At 69.3% G+C, this 15216-nt stretch carries 15 protein-coding genes; 8 read left to right on the top strand and 7 right to left on the bottom strand.

Annotation, left to right across the window (positions count from 1 at the left end; translation table 11 throughout):
* Positions 1-62 precede the first annotated feature (62 nt).
* The 7 genes from rbsD to ACFSKW_RS23275 form a co-directional block, all read right to left on the bottom strand.
* Complete coding sequence (gene rbsD / locus ACFSKW_RS23305; RefSeq protein WP_379574451.1) at positions 63-452, bottom strand: D-ribose pyranase; 390 nt, start codon at positions 450-452, stop codon at positions 63-65.
* A complete protein-coding gene (locus ACFSKW_RS23300; RefSeq protein WP_379574450.1) occupies positions 449-1486 on the bottom strand; it encodes a ribokinase in 1038 nt (345 codons plus the stop codon). The genes rbsD and ACFSKW_RS23300 overlap by 4 nt, the downstream gene beginning before the upstream one ends.
* A gap of 2 nt (positions 1487-1488) precedes the next feature.
* Positions 1489-2439, bottom strand: coding sequence for a substrate-binding domain-containing protein (locus ACFSKW_RS23295; RefSeq protein WP_379574449.1), 951 nt, complete (start codon positions 2437-2439; stop codon positions 1489-1491).
* 15 nt (positions 2440-2454) lie between these two features.
* Positions 2455-3396: an ABC transporter permease gene (locus tag ACFSKW_RS23290; RefSeq protein WP_379574447.1), complete on the bottom strand. Its 942-nt coding sequence runs from the start codon at positions 3394-3396 to the stop codon at positions 2455-2457.
* On the bottom strand, positions 3386-4888 hold the full coding sequence (locus ACFSKW_RS23285; RefSeq protein WP_379574446.1) for a sugar ABC transporter ATP-binding protein: 1503 nt from the start codon (positions 4886-4888) through the stop codon (positions 3386-3388). Before ACFSKW_RS23285 ends, ACFSKW_RS23290 begins: the two co-directional genes overlap by 11 nt.
* Positions 4889-5082: 194 nt before the next feature.
* On the bottom strand, positions 5083-6081 hold the full coding sequence (locus tag ACFSKW_RS23280; RefSeq protein WP_379574445.1) for a LacI family DNA-binding transcriptional regulator: 999 nt from the start codon (positions 6079-6081) through the stop codon (positions 5083-5085).
* A 95-nt stretch (positions 6082-6176) separates the two neighbouring features.
* Complete coding sequence (locus ACFSKW_RS23275; protein WP_379574444.1) at positions 6177-7466, bottom strand: MFS transporter; 1290 nt, start codon at positions 7464-7466, stop codon at positions 6177-6179.
* Between the two features lie 172 nt (positions 7467-7638).
* Between ACFSKW_RS23275 and ACFSKW_RS23270 the strand changes: the two genes are divergently transcribed.
* The 8 genes from ACFSKW_RS23270 to ACFSKW_RS23235 all read left to right on the top strand — a co-directional run bounded on the left by ACFSKW_RS23270 (position 7639) and on the right by ACFSKW_RS23235 (position 14657).
* Positions 7639-8406, top strand: coding sequence for a sirohydrochlorin chelatase (locus tag ACFSKW_RS23270; RefSeq protein ID WP_379574443.1), 768 nt, complete (start codon positions 7639-7641; stop codon positions 8404-8406).
* Positions 8407-8448: 42 nt separating this feature from the next.
* Entirely contained in the window at positions 8449-9003 is a 555-nt protein-coding gene (locus ACFSKW_RS23265) for a GNAT family N-acetyltransferase (RefSeq protein WP_379574442.1), read from the top strand.
* A 383-nt stretch (positions 9004-9386) separates the two neighbouring features.
* Entirely contained in the window at positions 9387-9686 is a 300-nt protein-coding gene (locus ACFSKW_RS23260; RefSeq protein ID WP_379574441.1) for a hypothetical protein, read from the top strand.
* A gap of 434 nt (positions 9687-10120) precedes the next feature.
* Complete coding sequence (locus tag ACFSKW_RS23255) at positions 10121-10414, top strand: hypothetical protein (RefSeq protein ID WP_379574440.1); 294 nt, start codon at positions 10121-10123, stop codon at positions 10412-10414.
* Between the two features lie 988 nt (positions 10415-11402).
* Positions 11403-11702 (top strand): hypothetical protein, encoded by a 300-nt coding sequence (locus tag ACFSKW_RS23250; RefSeq protein WP_379574439.1) that lies wholly within the window; start codon positions 11403-11405, stop codon positions 11700-11702.
* A gap of 1237 nt (positions 11703-12939) precedes the next feature.
* The gene (locus ACFSKW_RS23245) at positions 12940-13230 is read left to right on the top strand and encodes a hypothetical protein (RefSeq protein WP_379574438.1); all 291 of its coding nucleotides are present in this window, start codon (positions 12940-12942) and stop codon (positions 13228-13230) included.
* Between the two features lie 389 nt (positions 13231-13619).
* On the top strand, positions 13620-13922 hold the full coding sequence (locus tag ACFSKW_RS23240) for a hypothetical protein (RefSeq protein ID WP_379574437.1): 303 nt from the start codon (positions 13620-13622) through the stop codon (positions 13920-13922).
* Positions 13923-14210: 288 nt separating this feature from the next.
* Positions 14211-14657, top strand: coding sequence for a hypothetical protein (locus ACFSKW_RS23235; RefSeq protein ID WP_379574436.1), 447 nt, complete (start codon positions 14211-14213; stop codon positions 14655-14657).
* The last annotated feature ends 559 nt before the right edge of the window (positions 14658-15216 follow it).

Here is a 15216-nt window from a genome sequence, read left to right as displayed (position 1 = left end):
GGCGGCGGCTGCCACCGCCGCGCCCGGCGACCCGCAGTCGGTCGTCGTCCCCTCGAGATGACTCAGAAGTAGACGCCGCAGCGCAGGATGACGTTGGCGTACGGCCGGGCCTCCCCCGTCCGCACCACCAGCCGCACCTCCTTGGACATGCGTTTGAGCTCCTCGTGGGGCACGTGCTCGAGGCCGGGCAGCCGGTCGGCGAGCAAGGCCGCGCAGGAGGGGTTGGCCTCGGCCACCTCTCCTGCGGCCACCGCGCCCTCGACGACGAGTTCGGCCAGCAGCCCGTCGAGCACCTCGGCGAAGGACGGCACGCCCGGCACGAAGGCCAGGTCGACGGTCGTGACGCCGGGCGGGATCGGCATCCCGCTGTCGCAGACCAGCACCTGGTCGGTGTGACCGAGCGCGGCCAGCCGCCCCGCCAGGGCGGCGTTGAGTATCCCCGTGCGCTTCACAACTCCTCCAGCCGCGGGTACGAGCTCTGCGCGCCTTCGCGGCGCACGGCGGCCGCGCCCACCCTCGCGGCGAAGGCCGCCGCCTCGGGCAGACCGTCGCCGCGGGCCAGCCGCCAGGCGAGCGCACCGGTGAACGCGTCGCCCGCGCCCGTGGTGTCGACCGCCTCGACGGCAGGGCTCGGCACGGCGGTGACGGCGGCCCCCGCTTTCTCCGCCACCACGGCGCCGTCCGCGCCCAGTGTCACCACCACCGACCTCGGCCCGAGGGCGAGCAGGTCACGCGCCATCCCGGCCGCGTCGCGAACCGCGCCCCGCCCCCGCTCGCCGTCCCCGTCACCGGCCGCGTCGCGGGCGGTGTCACCCGTCGGGTCACCGGCGGTGCGACCAGTCGGGTCGCCGGCGGTGTCACCGGTCGTGTCGCCGGCGGTGTCACTCGTCGGGTCGTGAGCCGCGGCGCGTCCGGCGGAGGCGCCGCCGAGCAGGAACGCCGCCTCGTGCTCGTTGACCACCAGCGGATCGGCGAGCGACAGCAGCTCGGCCGGCAGCTCCCTCGGCGGCGAGGCGTTGAGCAGCACCCGCCGGGCGGCACGGGCCGCCGCCGTCACGGTGTCGAGCGGGATCTCCAGCATCAGCGAGACCACCGACGCCTCCTCCAGCAGCGGCGCGGCGCCGACCACGTCCTCCGGGCTGAGGCGGGCGTTGGCGCCCGGCGAGACGATGATGCTGTTGTCGCCGTCGGCGTCGACGGTGATGAGCGCGACGCCGCCGGCCCCCTCGGTGGGCAGCACGTGCCCGGTGTCGACGCCCTCGCCGGCGAGCCCTTCGGCCAGGCGCGTGCCGTACTGGTCGGTCCCGGTCCTGGCGAGCAGGGCCACGTGCGCGCCGAGCCTGGCGGCGGCGACGGCCTGGTTGGCGCCCTTGCCGCCGGGAAAGATGTCCAGGTCGGAGCCCATCACGGTCTCCCCGGGCGCGGGGCGCCGCGCCACCCGGACCACCAGATCGGCGTTGACCGACCCCACGACCACCACGTCCACGGTCAGCCCGTGAACTCGGCGATGTTCTCCTTGGTCGCGACCTTCACCGGCACCGCCACGACCTTCTGGATGCTCTCGCCCTTGGCGACCTTGACCGCGTTGTCGACGGCCTGCTGGCCGAGCAGCTTGGGCTGCTGGGCGATGCTCGCGGCGAGCGTGCCGGCCTGGATGGCCTTCAGCCCGTCGGGGGTGCCGTCGAAGCCGACGACCTTGACCTCCTTGCCGGCCTTCGCGCCCAGAGCCTTGATCGCGCCGAGCGCCATCTCGTCGTTCTCGGCGAAGACACCGCTGATGTCGGGGTTCGACTGCAGGAGGTTGGTCATGACGTCCAGGCCCTTGGTGCGGTCGAAGTCGGCCGGCTGCTGCGCCACCACCTGGATGTTCGGGAAGGCCTTGATGCCCTCGCTGAAGCCCTGGCCCCTGTCGCGCGAGGCGGAGGTGCCGGGGACGCCCTGGAGCACCACGACCTTGCCCTTCTCGCCCATCTGCTTGGCCAGCTCCTGCGCGGCCAGCTTGCCGCCCGCGACGTTGTCGGAGGCGACGGTCTGCGCGACCTCGGCGCCGTTGACGCCGCGGTCGACGGCGATCACCGGGATCTTGACGCGGTCGGCCGCCTTGACGGCGGGCGCGGCCGCGTCGGAGTCGACCGGGTTGACAATGATCGCCTTCATGTTCTGGCTGGTGAAGTTCTGGACCTGGTTCACCTGCTGGGAGGCGTCGTTCTGGGCGTCGGTGACCGTCAGCGGGACGCCGAGCTTCTTGGCCTCCTCCTCCGCGCCTGCGCGCAGCTGGACGAAGTAGGGGTTGTTCAGCGTCGAGACCGACATGCCGATCTTGACGTCGCCCGCGGCGCCGGGGGCGGTGGTTCCGCCGGAGCCGCCCGAACCGCCGGAACCGCAGGCGGCGAGACCGAGTGCGAGCGCGGCGCCTGCCGCGATGATGCCGAGTTTCATGATGGTTGCTTCCCCTCAGTTGGCTGATCTGCGGCGCAGGGTGTCGACGAGGACCGCGAGCGCGATCACCACACCGATCACGACCTGCTGCCAGAAGGCGGAGACGGACAGAAGATTGAGGCCGTTGCGCAGGACGGCGAGGATGAGTGCGCCGACGAAGGTGCCGAAGGCGCGGCCCTTGCCGCCGGACAGGCTCGCCCCGCCGATGACGACGGCGGCGATGGCGTCGAGTTCGTACCCGGCCGCGGCCTGCGGCTGGGCGGAGGCCAGACGGCTGGCCAGGACGATGCCCGCCACGGCGGCGAAGCCGCCCGACAGGGCGTAGGTGACGAGCTTCATCCTGTTGACCTTGATGCCGGACAGCCTGGCGGCCTCCTCGTTGCCGCCGATGGCGTACATCGCGCGGCCCACGTAGGTGCGGTTGAGGATGACCGCGGCGATGACACCCATGACGACCATCACCAGGACAGGCACCGGCAGGTATCCGGCGATCGTGTCGCCCACGTGGGAGACCTCGTCCGGCATGGCGATCGGGCTGCCCTGGGAGATGACCAGCGCGAGGCCTCTGGCGATGCCGAGCATGGCCAGGGTGGCGATGAAGGGGGGAAGCTTGCCGTACGCGATGAGCGCGGCGTTGGCCAGGCCGCACACGACGCCGACGGCCAGTGCGATCAGCGTGGCCAGCGGCCACGGCAGGCCCGAGGTCGTGGACAGGTAGGCCAGCGTGATCGCCGACAGCGCGGCCACGGAGCCGACCGACAGGTCGATGCCGCCCGTGATGATCACGAAAGTGGCGCCGAAGGCGAGGATCGCGGTGACGGCCGCCTGCACACCCACGTTGAGCAGGTTGCTCACGCTGAGGAAGTCGCTGGACAGCAGCGACAGCGCGACGGCCAGGACCACGAGCGCGACGAGCGCGCCGTTCTCCGAGAGCCAGACTCTCGTCTTACTGGACACGAGTACCCTCCACCTCGGCGACGGCCAGCGCCATCACCGCGTCCTGTGTCGCCTCGTCGGCGGGGAGCTCGCCGACGAGTCTGCCTCTGGCCATGACGAGCACCCTGTCGCTCATGCCGATCACCTCGGGAAGATCGCTGGAGATCATGAGGACGGCGTGGCCCGAGGCGGTGAGTGAATTGATCAGTTGGTAGATCTCGACCTTGGCGCCCACGTCGATGCCGCGGGTGGGCTCGTCGAGGATCAGCACGCTGACGTCGGCCAGCAGCCACTTGCCGATGACGACCTTCTGCTGGTTGCCGCCGGAGAGCGTGCGGACCTCCTGGCCCAGACCGCTCATCCGGACGCCGAGCTGTCCCGCGACCTTGGCCGCCGCCGTGCGCTGTCCCGCGCGGTCGACGAAGCCGGCGTGGGTGGCCCTGCCGAGCGTGACCAGGCCGAGGTTCTCGGCGATGTCCGCGCCGAGCAGCAGCCCCTGGCCCTTGCGGTCCTCCGGCACCAGGCCGAGGCCCGCCGCCATCGCCCCGTCGATGTCGCCTGGCCGCAGCCGCCTGCCGTCGACCTCGACCTGGCCGGAGTCGTAGCGGTCCGCTCCGAAGATCGCTCTGGCGACCTCGGTACGGCCCGCGCCGACCAGGCCCGCGAGCCCGACGACCTCGCCCGCCCGCACCTCGAAGGAGACGTCCTCGAACGCGCCGCGCCTGGTCAGCCCTTCCACCTTGAGCAGCGCCTGCCCCGGCTCCTCTGCCGCGCGCGGGTACTGCTGGTCGATCGGCCGGCCCACCATGAGCCTGACCAGTTCGTTCTCGGGCGTGTTCGCGGGCACCTCGGCCACCGACCGGCCGTCGCGCAGAACCGTCACCGTGTCGCCGATCTGGGCGATCTCCTCCAGGTGGTGGGTGATGAACACGACGGCCACACCCTGGTCGCGCAGCTGCCTGACGATGGCGAACAGCTTCTCGACCTCGCTGGTGGTCAGCACGGCCGTCGGCTCGTCCATGATGAGCACGCGCGCGTCCAGCGCCAGCGCCTTCGCGATCTCCACCATCTGCATGCGGGCGATGCCGAGCGAGCCGATCCTGGTGCGGGGGTCGACGTCGAGGCCGACCCGGTCGAGGAGCTCCTTGGCCTTCCTGTGCATCGCCTTGACGTCGACGAAGCCGAACCTGCGCGGCGGGCGGCCCAGCGAGAGGTTCTCGCCGACGGTCAGGTCGGGGACCAGGTTGAACTCCTGGTAGATCGTCGCGATGCCGAGCCGCTGGGCGTCGCCCGCGGTGCGGATCTCCACCGGCCGCCCGTCGAGCACGATGCGCCCCTCGTCCGGGTGGTACGCGCCGGAGAGCATCTTGATCAGGGTGCTCTTGCCGGCGCCGTTCTCGCCGAGCAGCACGTGGACCTCGCCGGTGCGCAGCTCCAGGTCCACCCCGTCGAGCGCGAGGACGCCGGGGAACCGTTTGCGCAGGCCCTCGACCCTGAGGATCTCCTGGTTCATCGGTGACTCCTGAGGAGAGGCCGGGCTTCGGCCCCTGGGTGGGATCGGGATCGCGACAGGGCCGTCAAGGCCCGAGCGGTGCGGTGACCTTTCCTGTTCCGCCTCACAGCGACCCCTCTCTTGGTGTGGTTCTGGTGTTCGGGCGGGCGACAGCCACGCCGGTCTGTCCGGGATCGGGTGGGGAGGACGTCAACTCAGGCCCCCTTCCTCTCGCAGGACCTGCGGATGACCAGCTCGGCGGGGAGCGCGACCGACTCCCCCGTCCTTCCCTCGATGCGGTCGAGCAACAGCCGTACGGCCCGGCGGCCCAGCTCGGCGGTCGGCTGGGCGATCGCGGTGATCGGCGGGTCGACGTGGACGAACCACGTCACGTCGTCGAAGGAGGCGACGGCCACGTCGTCGGGGACGCGCAGGCCTCTGGATCTGATCTCGTCGAGGCCGCCCAGTGTCATCAGGTTGTCGCCGAAGAAGATCACTTCTGGGGGTTCGGCCAGGTCGAGCAGGTGAGCGGTGATCGCCCTGCCGCTGCCTTCGCGGAAGTCGCCCGCGGCCATGTACTCCGGCCTGACCTCGAGCCCGGCCTCGGTCATCGCGGCGGCGAACGCGTCGGTCCGCTCGCGGCCCGTGGAGAGGGTCGCGGGGCCCGAGGCGAAGGCGATCCTGCGGTGGCCCATCGCCTTGAGGTGCGCCACCAGCTCGGCGATCGCCTTCGCTCCGTCGGCGCGCACGTACGGCACGTCGAGGCCGCTGATCGTGCGGTCGAGGAAGACCAGCGGCCTGCCGGTGGAGACGAGCTCCTGCACGAGCGGGGTGACCTCGGCGGTGGGGCAGATGAGCAGGCCGTCGACGCGCTGCCCGACGAGCGTGCGCACGTAGTGGTCCTGCTCCTCGGCCCGCTCGTCGGCGTTGCCGATGATGACGGTGTAGCCCGCGCGCCTGGCCTCGTCCTCAACCCCCCTGGCCAGCTGGGTGAAGAACGGGTTGAGGATGTCACCGATGATGAGGCCGAACGTCCTGGTGGCCTCGGTGCGCAGCGAGCGGGCGACGGCGTTGGGCACGTAACGCAGCGCGGACATGGCGGCGTAGACGCGATCGCGGGTCTCCGCGGTGACCGACGGGTTGTCGTTCAGCACGCGGGACACCGTGGCGACCGAGACGCCCGCATGTGCGGCCACGTCCTTGATGCGTGCCATGCGTCCTCCATGAAATCGATTACATCACCTTAGGTAATCGATTACATGGAAGTAAACGGCAAATTTTGTGACCCGCGTCACATTTGTCCGAATATTTAGGCTGATGCGGAGGCGGCTTTGGCCGTACTCCAGCGGCCGCGGAAAGCGAGCATGGACACCAGGAAGACGACCTGGCCCGCGAGCGCGACCAGCAGCCACGCGCCCCATCCGCCCACGGCGACCACCTGGGGCGACACCAGCAGCAGGACCACGATCATGATGCGGACCACCATGCCCCAGATGCCGAGCGCGGCGCCCTGCAGGCGCGGCTCGACGTCCTCCGCGTCCTCGGAGAAGTTGGCCATCCACGGCACGTAGGCGACGCCGAGCACCAGGAACAGCGCCGCGTAGACGGCGGTGACCACGGCGCCGGAGGCGCCCTGGCCGATGAGCGCGACGAACGTGCCGAGAGCGGCGATCGTCAGCACCGTCCCGACCAGGGTGAACGGCTTGCGCAGCTGGAGCCGGTCGGACAGGCGGCCCACGGCGATCACCGCCACGGCGTTGAGCACGATGCCGAGCGCGACCACGCCGTTGGCCTGCGCGGCGGTCATCCCGAACGCGTCGACCATGATGGTCTGCCCGAAGATCGCGAAGGTCCAGTAGAGGATCTGCCAGCCGGTGTTGCCGAACACGTGCGCCCACAGGTGGGGGTGCCTGAGCAGTTCGCGCACCTTGCCAGGGTCGACCTTCTCCTCCGCCGCCACCTCGGACTCGGCGGTCAGCACCTGCGCCCTCAGCGCGGCCGAAGGCTCGGCGATCTGCCAGATGATGATCGCGCACAGCAGCAGCGAGACCCCGCCCATGATGACGGCCTGCGACTGCCAGGCGTTGTCGAAGATCGGCAGCGTCACACTGGCGATCGCCGAGGCCAGGAAGGAGGCGCCGACCGGACCCCACGTCCAGAACCCGAAGGCCTGCGCCCTGCCCATCCGCGGCGAGAAGTCGCGCACCAGGCTGGCGGTGATCGTGATGGCCGCGCCTTCGATGAACAGCATCAGGCAGCGCACGAAGAACAGCCCGCCGACGGTGTCGACGGTGGCAAGCAGGAAGTTGCACGCCGCCGTGACGGTGAGGGTCGGCACCAGCAGCGTCACCCTGCCCCACCGATCGGACAGGACGCCGCCGATTCCCGCCGAAAGCCCGCCGACCAGCACGGACAGCGCCGCGATCAGGCCGTAGACCTGCAGGGACATGCCGAGGTCCGCGCGCAGGAGGGGAAGGATCGTGGCGAGGGTGATCTCGAAGTTGGCCACCAGGCTCGCCAGGACGGCGACCGCCAGCAACCTGATGCGGCGTGCGCCGACGGGGTAGACGGTGAGCTCGCGGACGTAGAACGGTTTCATACCCCAACCTCCAGGTGGCGGAAGGTCGCTCTAGAACTCGCTTCTACTATTACGATGTGACATCACGATGTGATCTCGGTCACAGGACTGCCTGGTGAGACTGGTGAGGTTGTAATGCAATCGCCGCCGTTTTCGAGCACGCGGCTTTCCAAATAGCCATAAACTCCGCGCCGTGAGCCTGCCTGTACGTGAACGTTCCCCCCGGCCCGGCGGCGGTCGCCACCGCCGGCCCGTTCCCACGTCCCTGCCACCGGACGCCCCCGTCCTCGTGCTCGTCAATCCCGGCGACGCCGGCGACCTGGCCGCGGAGATCGCCGCGCTGGTCCGGGTCGACAACCCGCACATCGAGGTGCGGCTGGCCACGCTGCACGACCTGGCAGACCAGCTCCCCCAGGATCGCGGCGCGATCGTGGTCCCCCTGACGCTCTGGTCCGACCCCCGCGTCACCGAAGAGATCACCAAGACCATCGCCGCGACCGGCGGCGACGCCACCGTCACCGACGCTCTCGGCCCCCACCCGCTGCTGGCCGAGGCCCTGCACATCAAGCTCGCCGAGAAGGAGCTCGCCAGGGCCGACCGCATGCGGCTGCTCAGCGTCTCCAGCCCTGTCGACGCCGTCATCCTCGGCACCGTGGGCGGAGAGCATGCCGTACACGCCGCGCAGGCCACCGCCGTCCTGCTGGCCTCCCGCCTCACGCTGCCCGTCGTGGCCGCCTCGCTCGACAGCGACCCGGGCGTGGCCGTCGCCGCCGAACGCCTGCGCGCCGCCGGCGCCGCCCGTCTGGCCATCTCGCCCTGCCTGATCGGGCACGAGACCGGCGCCTCCGCCCTGGAGTCGGCCGCCGCGACCGTCGACGCCGGCTACGCCGACCCCCTGGGAGCCCACGGCGCCGTGGCCGAACTTGTCGCGCGCGCTTACGGCAGTCAACTGGCGACTTGACAACACTTGTGAAGATCGTCCTATAAGGGTTACCGTCTGCGCATGCGCAGCGTCCACGTCACCGGCAAGCGGCTGGGGCTGCGCGAGGTCTCGGCCGTGGACGTCGACGCGTTGCACGCGGTCTACGGGGATCCCGCCGCGACCCAGCACCTGCCGTTCGACCCGCGGACCCGCGCGGAGGTCGTCGACATCGTCGACGAGGCGGTCGCGGCGGCCCAGGCCGACCCCCGCCGGCTGTACGTGCTGGCCGTCACCGAGACCGAGGGCCACGTGATCGGCGTGGCCCGTCTGCACATCGAGGCCGACCATCCGCACAGCGCCGAGATCGGCCTCGGTCTCAGGCCCGACCTGTGGGGGCGCGGCATCGGCACCGACCTGTTCAGGCTGGTGCTGACCTTCGGATTCAAGGAGCTGGGGCTGCACCGGCTCTGGGGCGCCCGCTCCCCCGCCAACACCGCCGCCCAACTGGCCATGCTCGTGGCAGGGATGGTCGAGGAGGGCCGCATCCGCCACCACGTGTCGACTCCGGACGGCTGGCGCGACTCCATCGTCCACTCCGCCCTCTCCGACGAATGGCCCGCCGACCGCGCCCTCTGACCCGGCCCGCGTAGCCGGGCGCCGTCCGCGCCGTCTTCCCTCAGGTCCGCCTCCGTACGGCAGCGGGCCTGCGCCTTCCCCTGGCACGCCGACAAGCCGCCCCTCAGCACGGTGCGGTGATCGAAGGCCCCCATACACCTTTCAGGGGCACCGACACGGCGTATCGCAGGACTGCTCACGAACGGTTCGTACGGGCGAATCGCGGCCTGTCCAGACGCCCGACGACCCCGTGGCGGGACACGGATTGCCCGACGACTACGGGATTCCGGCAAATCGTTCATACATTCCGCTATTGGCATGAAAGGGATATGTAAGTCGGTTCGGCTAGAAATCACTCGTAGCTCAAACGAGCTCACACCGAGCCCACTAAAGGAGAAACCGACATGCTCGACCTCAAGAAGACTCTCGCCGCCGCCACCCTTGCCGCCTCCGCCATGGTCGTCCCCATGACACTGTCGGCCCAGCCCGCAGTCGCGGCGCCCGTAGCCTCCACGGCCCATGCCACCGACGCCTCCTCGGTCACCTGCGGCGGCGGGGGCGGCCACGGCCATGGCCGGGGCAAGAGGGCCGGGCGTGACAACATCGACATCAGGAACAGCAACGTCGGTGTCGGCAACGGCAACGGCAACGGCGGTGGCAACGACAACGACGACAACGTCGTCGTCATCGGCGGCGGCGGCTGATGCCAACAGACTGATCAACCTGGAATCAGCGATCCTCAACGGTCACCGATCCAGGACAAGGGCGGTCGACGCTTCTCGCGTCGACCGCCCTTGTCTGTGCGCGAACAGCTACAAGTGGGCGGCGACGGGTTCGCCGCGGCGCCGCGGCGACCGATCGAAGGCCTTCCGCGCCCTTCAGGGGCACCGGCAAGGCACACAACCCGCGTCCCACAGGACTGCTCACGAGGAGTTCGTACGGCCGAATCGCAGCCTGTCCAGACGCCGTAGCAAGAAGCGGATGGCCCGGCAGATGCGAGATTCCGGCAAATCACCTATACATGCCGATATTGACATGAAAGGGATATGCAAGCCTGTTCAGCTATAAATCACTCATAGCTCAAACGAGCTCGCACCACCACATAGCTCTTCAGAGCCCACTAAAAGGAGAAACACACATGCTCGACCTCAAGAAGACCCTCGCCGCCGCCACCCTCGCCGCCTCCGCCATGGTCGTCCCCATGGCACTGTCGGCCCAGCCCGCAGCCGCGGCGCCCGTGGCCTCCACCACCCACGCCACCGACGCCTCCTCGGTCACCTGCGGCGGCGGAGGCGGCCACGGCCACGGCCGGGGCAAGAAGGCCGGGCGCGACAACATCGACATCAGGAACAGCAACGTCGGTGTCGGCAACGGCAACGGCGACGGCGGTGGCAACGACAACGACTTCAACGACGTCCGCATCGGCGGCTGACGTCACCCGAATGACCGATCCTGAAAAGTTACCAACCCAAGGCATGGGCGGTCGACGCTGTCAGCGTCGACCGCCCATCTGTGCGTGAAAGCCGCAAAAGGGCGACACTCCTGCCCGTGCCGATCAACGCAAGACGGCTTCCCGGCATCCGCACTGGACCGCCGCCCAAGCCTCGTCCCGCCCTCGGCACTCGCCCCCAGCCGCCGGGACCGGCACCAGAGCAGCACACAGAGGTCGTCCACGGACGATCACAAAGATTTGTTCCGACCGTGCGCCAGTGAGGCGTGACCCGCGATCGCACAGCAAGCGACTGGGGAACCGGCCCCGCCGGTGGGAGTGACGCCGGATCGACTGCCGGACGGTCCGCCGCGCCGGACGGCGCCGATTCCACGATTTCGCACTCCGTCCCGCCCTCGCGGGGCGCGGCGTGGCGCCCCCACAGCGTGCAGGTCGTCTCCGGCAGGCTCTCGCCATCGCGCCGCTGCCGTCGTGCAGGCGACCCTGTTCCTGCAGGCAGTCGAAGACTCAGGGCGACAGAACTCACCGTGAGAGGGCGCCCCGTGACCCGCCCGGACCTCGACGATCAACCGGCGAATCGCGACGACCGACTGGGGATGGTCTCGTCCGGCGGCGGCGACGCTTTCCCTGGCCCGGCTGGAGGTCCGGCGCACTGTCCGAGTGAGCCAGATGTGCCGCCGAAAGAAGAACCGGACGGTTTGCGCCACTCCCCTCGACTCGGCCTCTGAACGGCACGAGGGGCCAAGGTCACGAGCGTTCACACGGGCGAATCGCAGCCTGTCCAGACGCCCGACCGGTACGCAGCAGAGCGCGGATCGCCCGACGACTACGGGATTCTGACAAACCACTCATCTGAACCGCTATTGACATGAAAGGGATATGTAAGTCGGTTCGGCTAGAAATCACTCATAGCTCAAACGGGCTTGCACCACCACATAGCTCTTCAGAGCCCACTAAAGGAGAAACCGACATGCTCGACCTCAAGAAGACCCTCGCCGCCGCCACCCTTGCCGCCTCCGCCATGGTCGTCCCCATGACACTGTCGGCCCAGCCCGCCTCCGCGGCGCCTGTGGCCTCCACGGCCCATGCCACCGACGCCTCTTCGGTCACCTGCGGCGGCGGGGGCGGCCACGGCCATGGCCGGGGCAAGAGGGCCGGGCGTGACAACATCGACATCAGGAACAGCAACGTCGGTGTCGGCAACGGCAACGGCAACGGCGGTGGCAACAACAACGACGGCAACGTCGTCGTCATCGGCGGCGGCGGCTGATGCCAACAGACTGATCAACCTGGAATCAGTGATCCTCAACGGTCACCAATCCAGGGCAAGGGCGGTCGGCGCTTCTCGCGTCGACCGCCCTTGTCTGTGCGCGAAGGGCCGAGAAGGAGCGTCAATCCCGCAGAAAGCGATCGACTGAAGACGGGTTCACGGCGATCGCCGCCGAGCGTCACCCCTGGACGACCACCCCGGCCCACGACGCCCACCCCATCCGAGACGCCCACCCGACATCCGAGACGCCCACCCCATCCGACGCGACCGACATGCCGCCCCTCCACCCCTCCACCCCTCCATCCCTCCGCCCCTCTCCGCCCCTCCATCCCTCCGCCCCTCTCCGCCCCTCCACGAGAACCATCGCCCAACGGCCTTGTGCAGGGACGCTCTCGCCCCCGCATCCGCGCGAGACACGTCACCCGGCCCCATCCGCCGGTTGATCGTCGAGGTCCAGGCGGGCCATGAGACGCCCTCGACATCCGCCCTCCCAGTCGCTGTGACCGGCACCAGAGCCGCGCGCGGCAGTCTTCGCCGGAAGTCCATGAAGGGCATGTTCGGGATAGGCCGCCTGTGAGGCGGACCTGCGATCAGGCAGCAGCCGACAGGCGCGTGGCGCCCGCTCGTCACCCCAGCCGGTGTACGGCGCGCTCGGATCATCGATGCGGCCACGGCCTCCGCCGTGTGAGAGCGATCTGCGGCCCGCCGGACCCTCGACGATCATCCGCGAATCGCCGCGACCAACTCGGACACGGCGACTTCAGGCCGGCGGCTACGACTTCCTCAGCCTGGCCGAAGATCCGGTTCGCTGTGCGCGCGGGCCGGGCAGCGCCGCCGTACGCAGGCCGGCATCGACGGGTCGACACGGTCGTCACACGACCTGCAGCCCGCAGACAGCCTTCGAGCACGAGCCCCGCGTGGTTGCTGGACCGCCTCGAAGGTCCACGTCCCCGCGCCAGGCCGTCCGCGCCGCTCTCCTCAACTCCGCCCCTGAACGGCAGGAGGAGCCGAGCTCACAGGCGCTCGGACGGGCGGACAGCGGCCTGTCCAGACTCCCGACCGGTACGCAGCAGAGCGCGGATCCCCCGACGGATACGAGATTCCGACAAATCGCTCATATCAACTGCTATTGGCATGAAAGGGATATGCAAGTCGGTTCGACTAGAAATCACCCATAGCTCAAACGAGCTCGCACCACCACATAGCTCCCCGGAGCACACCAAAGGAGAAAGCACACATGCTCGACCTCAAGAAGACCCTCGCCGCCGCCACTCTCGCCGCCTCCGCCATGGTCGTCCCCATGGCACTGTCGGCCCAGCCCGCCTCCGCGGCGCCCGTGGCCTCCACCACCCACGCCACCGACGTCTCCTCGGTCACCTGCGGCGACGGAGGGGGTCACGGCCCCGGCAGGAAGAAGGCCGGACGCGACAACATCGACATCAGCGACAGCAACGTCGGTGTCGGCAACGGCAACGGGGACAACGGCGGCAACGACAACGACGGCAACACCGTCTCCATCGGCGGCTGACCTCAACTGAATATCGACCCAGGAGCGATGATCCTCAACGATCATCAACCCGGGGGCAAGGGCGGTCGACGCTGTTCGCGTCGGCCGCCCTTGCTGTACGACCACCATGACACCGAGCTCCGCACATGCCCCGCCATGGCATCTCCCGCGCGCCTGCGGCATCCACTCCCACCGCCGGTCGCAACCGCTCACGGCCAACCCGGATCGCCCCAGTCTGGATGCCGAGTGCGCCCAGACACGAGACCGCAAGCAGCGCGTCGACCTCTCCCCACAATCCACAATTACGACATATAGCGCATAGCTTCTTCTATCGGCATGAAAGGGACATGCAAGTCGACTCCGGTAGAAATATCCACATAACTTCCTGAGCCGTACCAAGGAGAACCTTCATGTTCAGCATCACGAAGACCATCGCCGCAGTCTCACTCGCCGCCTCCGCCATGGTCGTCCCCATGACGTTGACGGCGCAGCCCGCCAGCGCCGCCACGACCGCCACCACCGCCGATGTCGCCTCTGTCGACCTCCACACCGCCACGAACACCTGGGGCAGGCCTCCTCGTTGGGCCAAGAAGCGCCGACCGGTGATCAAAATTTGCATCATCAAGAACAGCGTCATCGGCGTAGGCAACGCCAAGGGCAAGGTCGCCAAGGGTGGTAGCAGGAACGACAACAACCGGGTCCGCGTCTGCTAACACCCCAGATGATCGATCCCGAAGCCGATGATCGACGGTGATACGGCCAGGACATGGGCGGTTGACGCGAAGAGCGTCAACCGCCCTCCTGCGTGTCGGGAAGCCGTCAGACGGAGCCGCACGCCGGTGACAAGGAAGGCGAATGTCCGGTCAGCCCCAGCCCGTCCTGGATCAGGGTGGGCCTGTCGTCGCCCTTGTTCAACAGCCGGTCACGACACATCGGCATCAGCCCGCGAATTGTCGGTGGCGCCGTCTAGCATGAGCGACCTCACGGAGGGATGTTCACAGATGCTCGACTCGCTGATCGTGCCGCTACTGGTCACCACCGATCTGCCGCCCGAGGCGGATCTGGCCGAGTTCGGTGACCTGCTCACCGGCGCGGCGCGGACCCTGGAGCGCGACGGGTCGAGCTATCCGGCGTTCCTGGCGGGCAAGGTGTTCTGGCTCGACCAGCCAGGCTCCGCCGACGCTCCGGGCGATCTCAGGTTCGCCGCGCTGCTCGGCTACCTGGCCGCTTCGGGCTCCGAGCACGTGGCCAGGAACGTCGTGGCCGACGCGCGCAAGGCCATCAGCGCCGCCGTCGACTCCCGTTACGGTGACCTCGGGGCGGCGACACCGGCCGTCATGGCGATCAGGGCGACCGACGTCCGGGAGCGCACCCCTTCACCCGCGCTGTTCGTCGAGACCGCCGACGCCCTCCCCGAGCTGGTCGCGGTCACCAAGCCGTACACCTGACCGGGCTGCTCCCCCCTTCACGCCATCCCCTGCCGCGACCCCTCGGTGAACTTTCACCGCCGACGCCACGCGGCCTTTCAGCGTCCCTCCGTCCCGCCCACCGCCGACGCCACCCGACCTTTCAGCGCCCCTCCGGCCGGCCCACCGCCCGCGGCCGCGCGGCCTTCCAGGATCCTGCCCGGCGGTGATGCCGCCCCAGAGTCCTTCGGGCAAGCCCGCGTCTCCGGCGCGCGCACCTACAGAACCCAGCCCGGCGACACGCCGCCCAGACTCCCCCCGACAAGTCCGTACCCCTCCCGATTCCCCGGCATGGTCGCCTTCAGGGGATGGCCACGCCACTCACGGTGCGGTCCCTAGCGGGTCACCCTCCCTGCCAGGCGCCCCTTCCTTGGGAGGCGCAGCTTCCACCCTCGCGGTCCTCCGCCTGATCGTGGCCGCAGCCCGCCCCTCAGAAAACGGAGCCCGCTCTTCGCGGCCGTCCATCGAAGTGCCGTCCCCGAGCCCATGCGTCCTGGAAGACTTTTCGTGGCCGTCCATCGGATTGCCCTCCTCAAGCCGA

Source organism: Nonomuraea mangrovi (assembly GCF_042681425.1).
Classification (GTDB): domain Bacteria; phylum Actinomycetota; class Actinomycetes; order Streptosporangiales; family Streptosporangiaceae; genus Nonomuraea; species Nonomuraea mangrovi.
The sequence above is the reverse complement of the archived record's forward strand: the minus strand, read 5'-3'. Positions and strand labels throughout refer to the sequence as shown.

Excerpts from the sequence above, each read along its gene's own strand:
- ACFSKW_RS23295 (WP_379574449.1), bottom strand. The coding sequence starts at position 2,439 with ATGAAACTCGGCATCATCGCGGCAGGCGCCGCGCTCGCACTCGGTCTC.
- ACFSKW_RS23240 (WP_379574437.1), top strand. The coding sequence starts at position 13,620 with ATGTTCAGCATCACGAAGACCATCGCCGCAGTCTCACTCGCCGCCTCC.
- ACFSKW_RS23285 (WP_379574446.1), bottom strand. The coding sequence starts at position 4,888 with ATGAACCAGGAGATCCTCAGGGTCGAGGGCCTGCGCAAACGGTTCCCC.
- ACFSKW_RS23280 (WP_379574445.1), bottom strand. The coding sequence starts at position 6,081 with ATGGCACGCATCAAGGACGTGGCCGCACATGCGGGCGTCTCGGTCGCC.
- ACFSKW_RS23255 (WP_379574440.1), top strand. The coding sequence starts at position 10,121 with ATGCTCGACCTCAAGAAGACCCTCGCCGCCGCCACCCTCGCCGCCTCC.
- ACFSKW_RS23235 (WP_379574436.1), top strand. The coding sequence starts at position 14,211 with ATGCTCGACTCGCTGATCGTGCCGCTACTGGTCACCACCGATCTGCCG.
- ACFSKW_RS23260 (WP_379574441.1), top strand. The coding sequence starts at position 9,387 with ATGCTCGACCTCAAGAAGACTCTCGCCGCCGCCACCCTTGCCGCCTCC.
- ACFSKW_RS23275 (WP_379574444.1), bottom strand. The coding sequence starts at position 7,466 with ATGAAACCGTTCTACGTCCGCGAGCTCACCGTCTACCCCGTCGGCGCA.
- ACFSKW_RS23250 (WP_379574439.1), top strand. The coding sequence starts at position 11,403 with ATGCTCGACCTCAAGAAGACCCTCGCCGCCGCCACCCTTGCCGCCTCC.
- ACFSKW_RS23245 (WP_379574438.1), top strand. The coding sequence starts at position 12,940 with ATGCTCGACCTCAAGAAGACCCTCGCCGCCGCCACTCTCGCCGCCTCC.
- ACFSKW_RS23265 (WP_379574442.1), top strand. The coding sequence starts at position 8,449 with ATGCGCAGCGTCCACGTCACCGGCAAGCGGCTGGGGCTGCGCGAGGTC.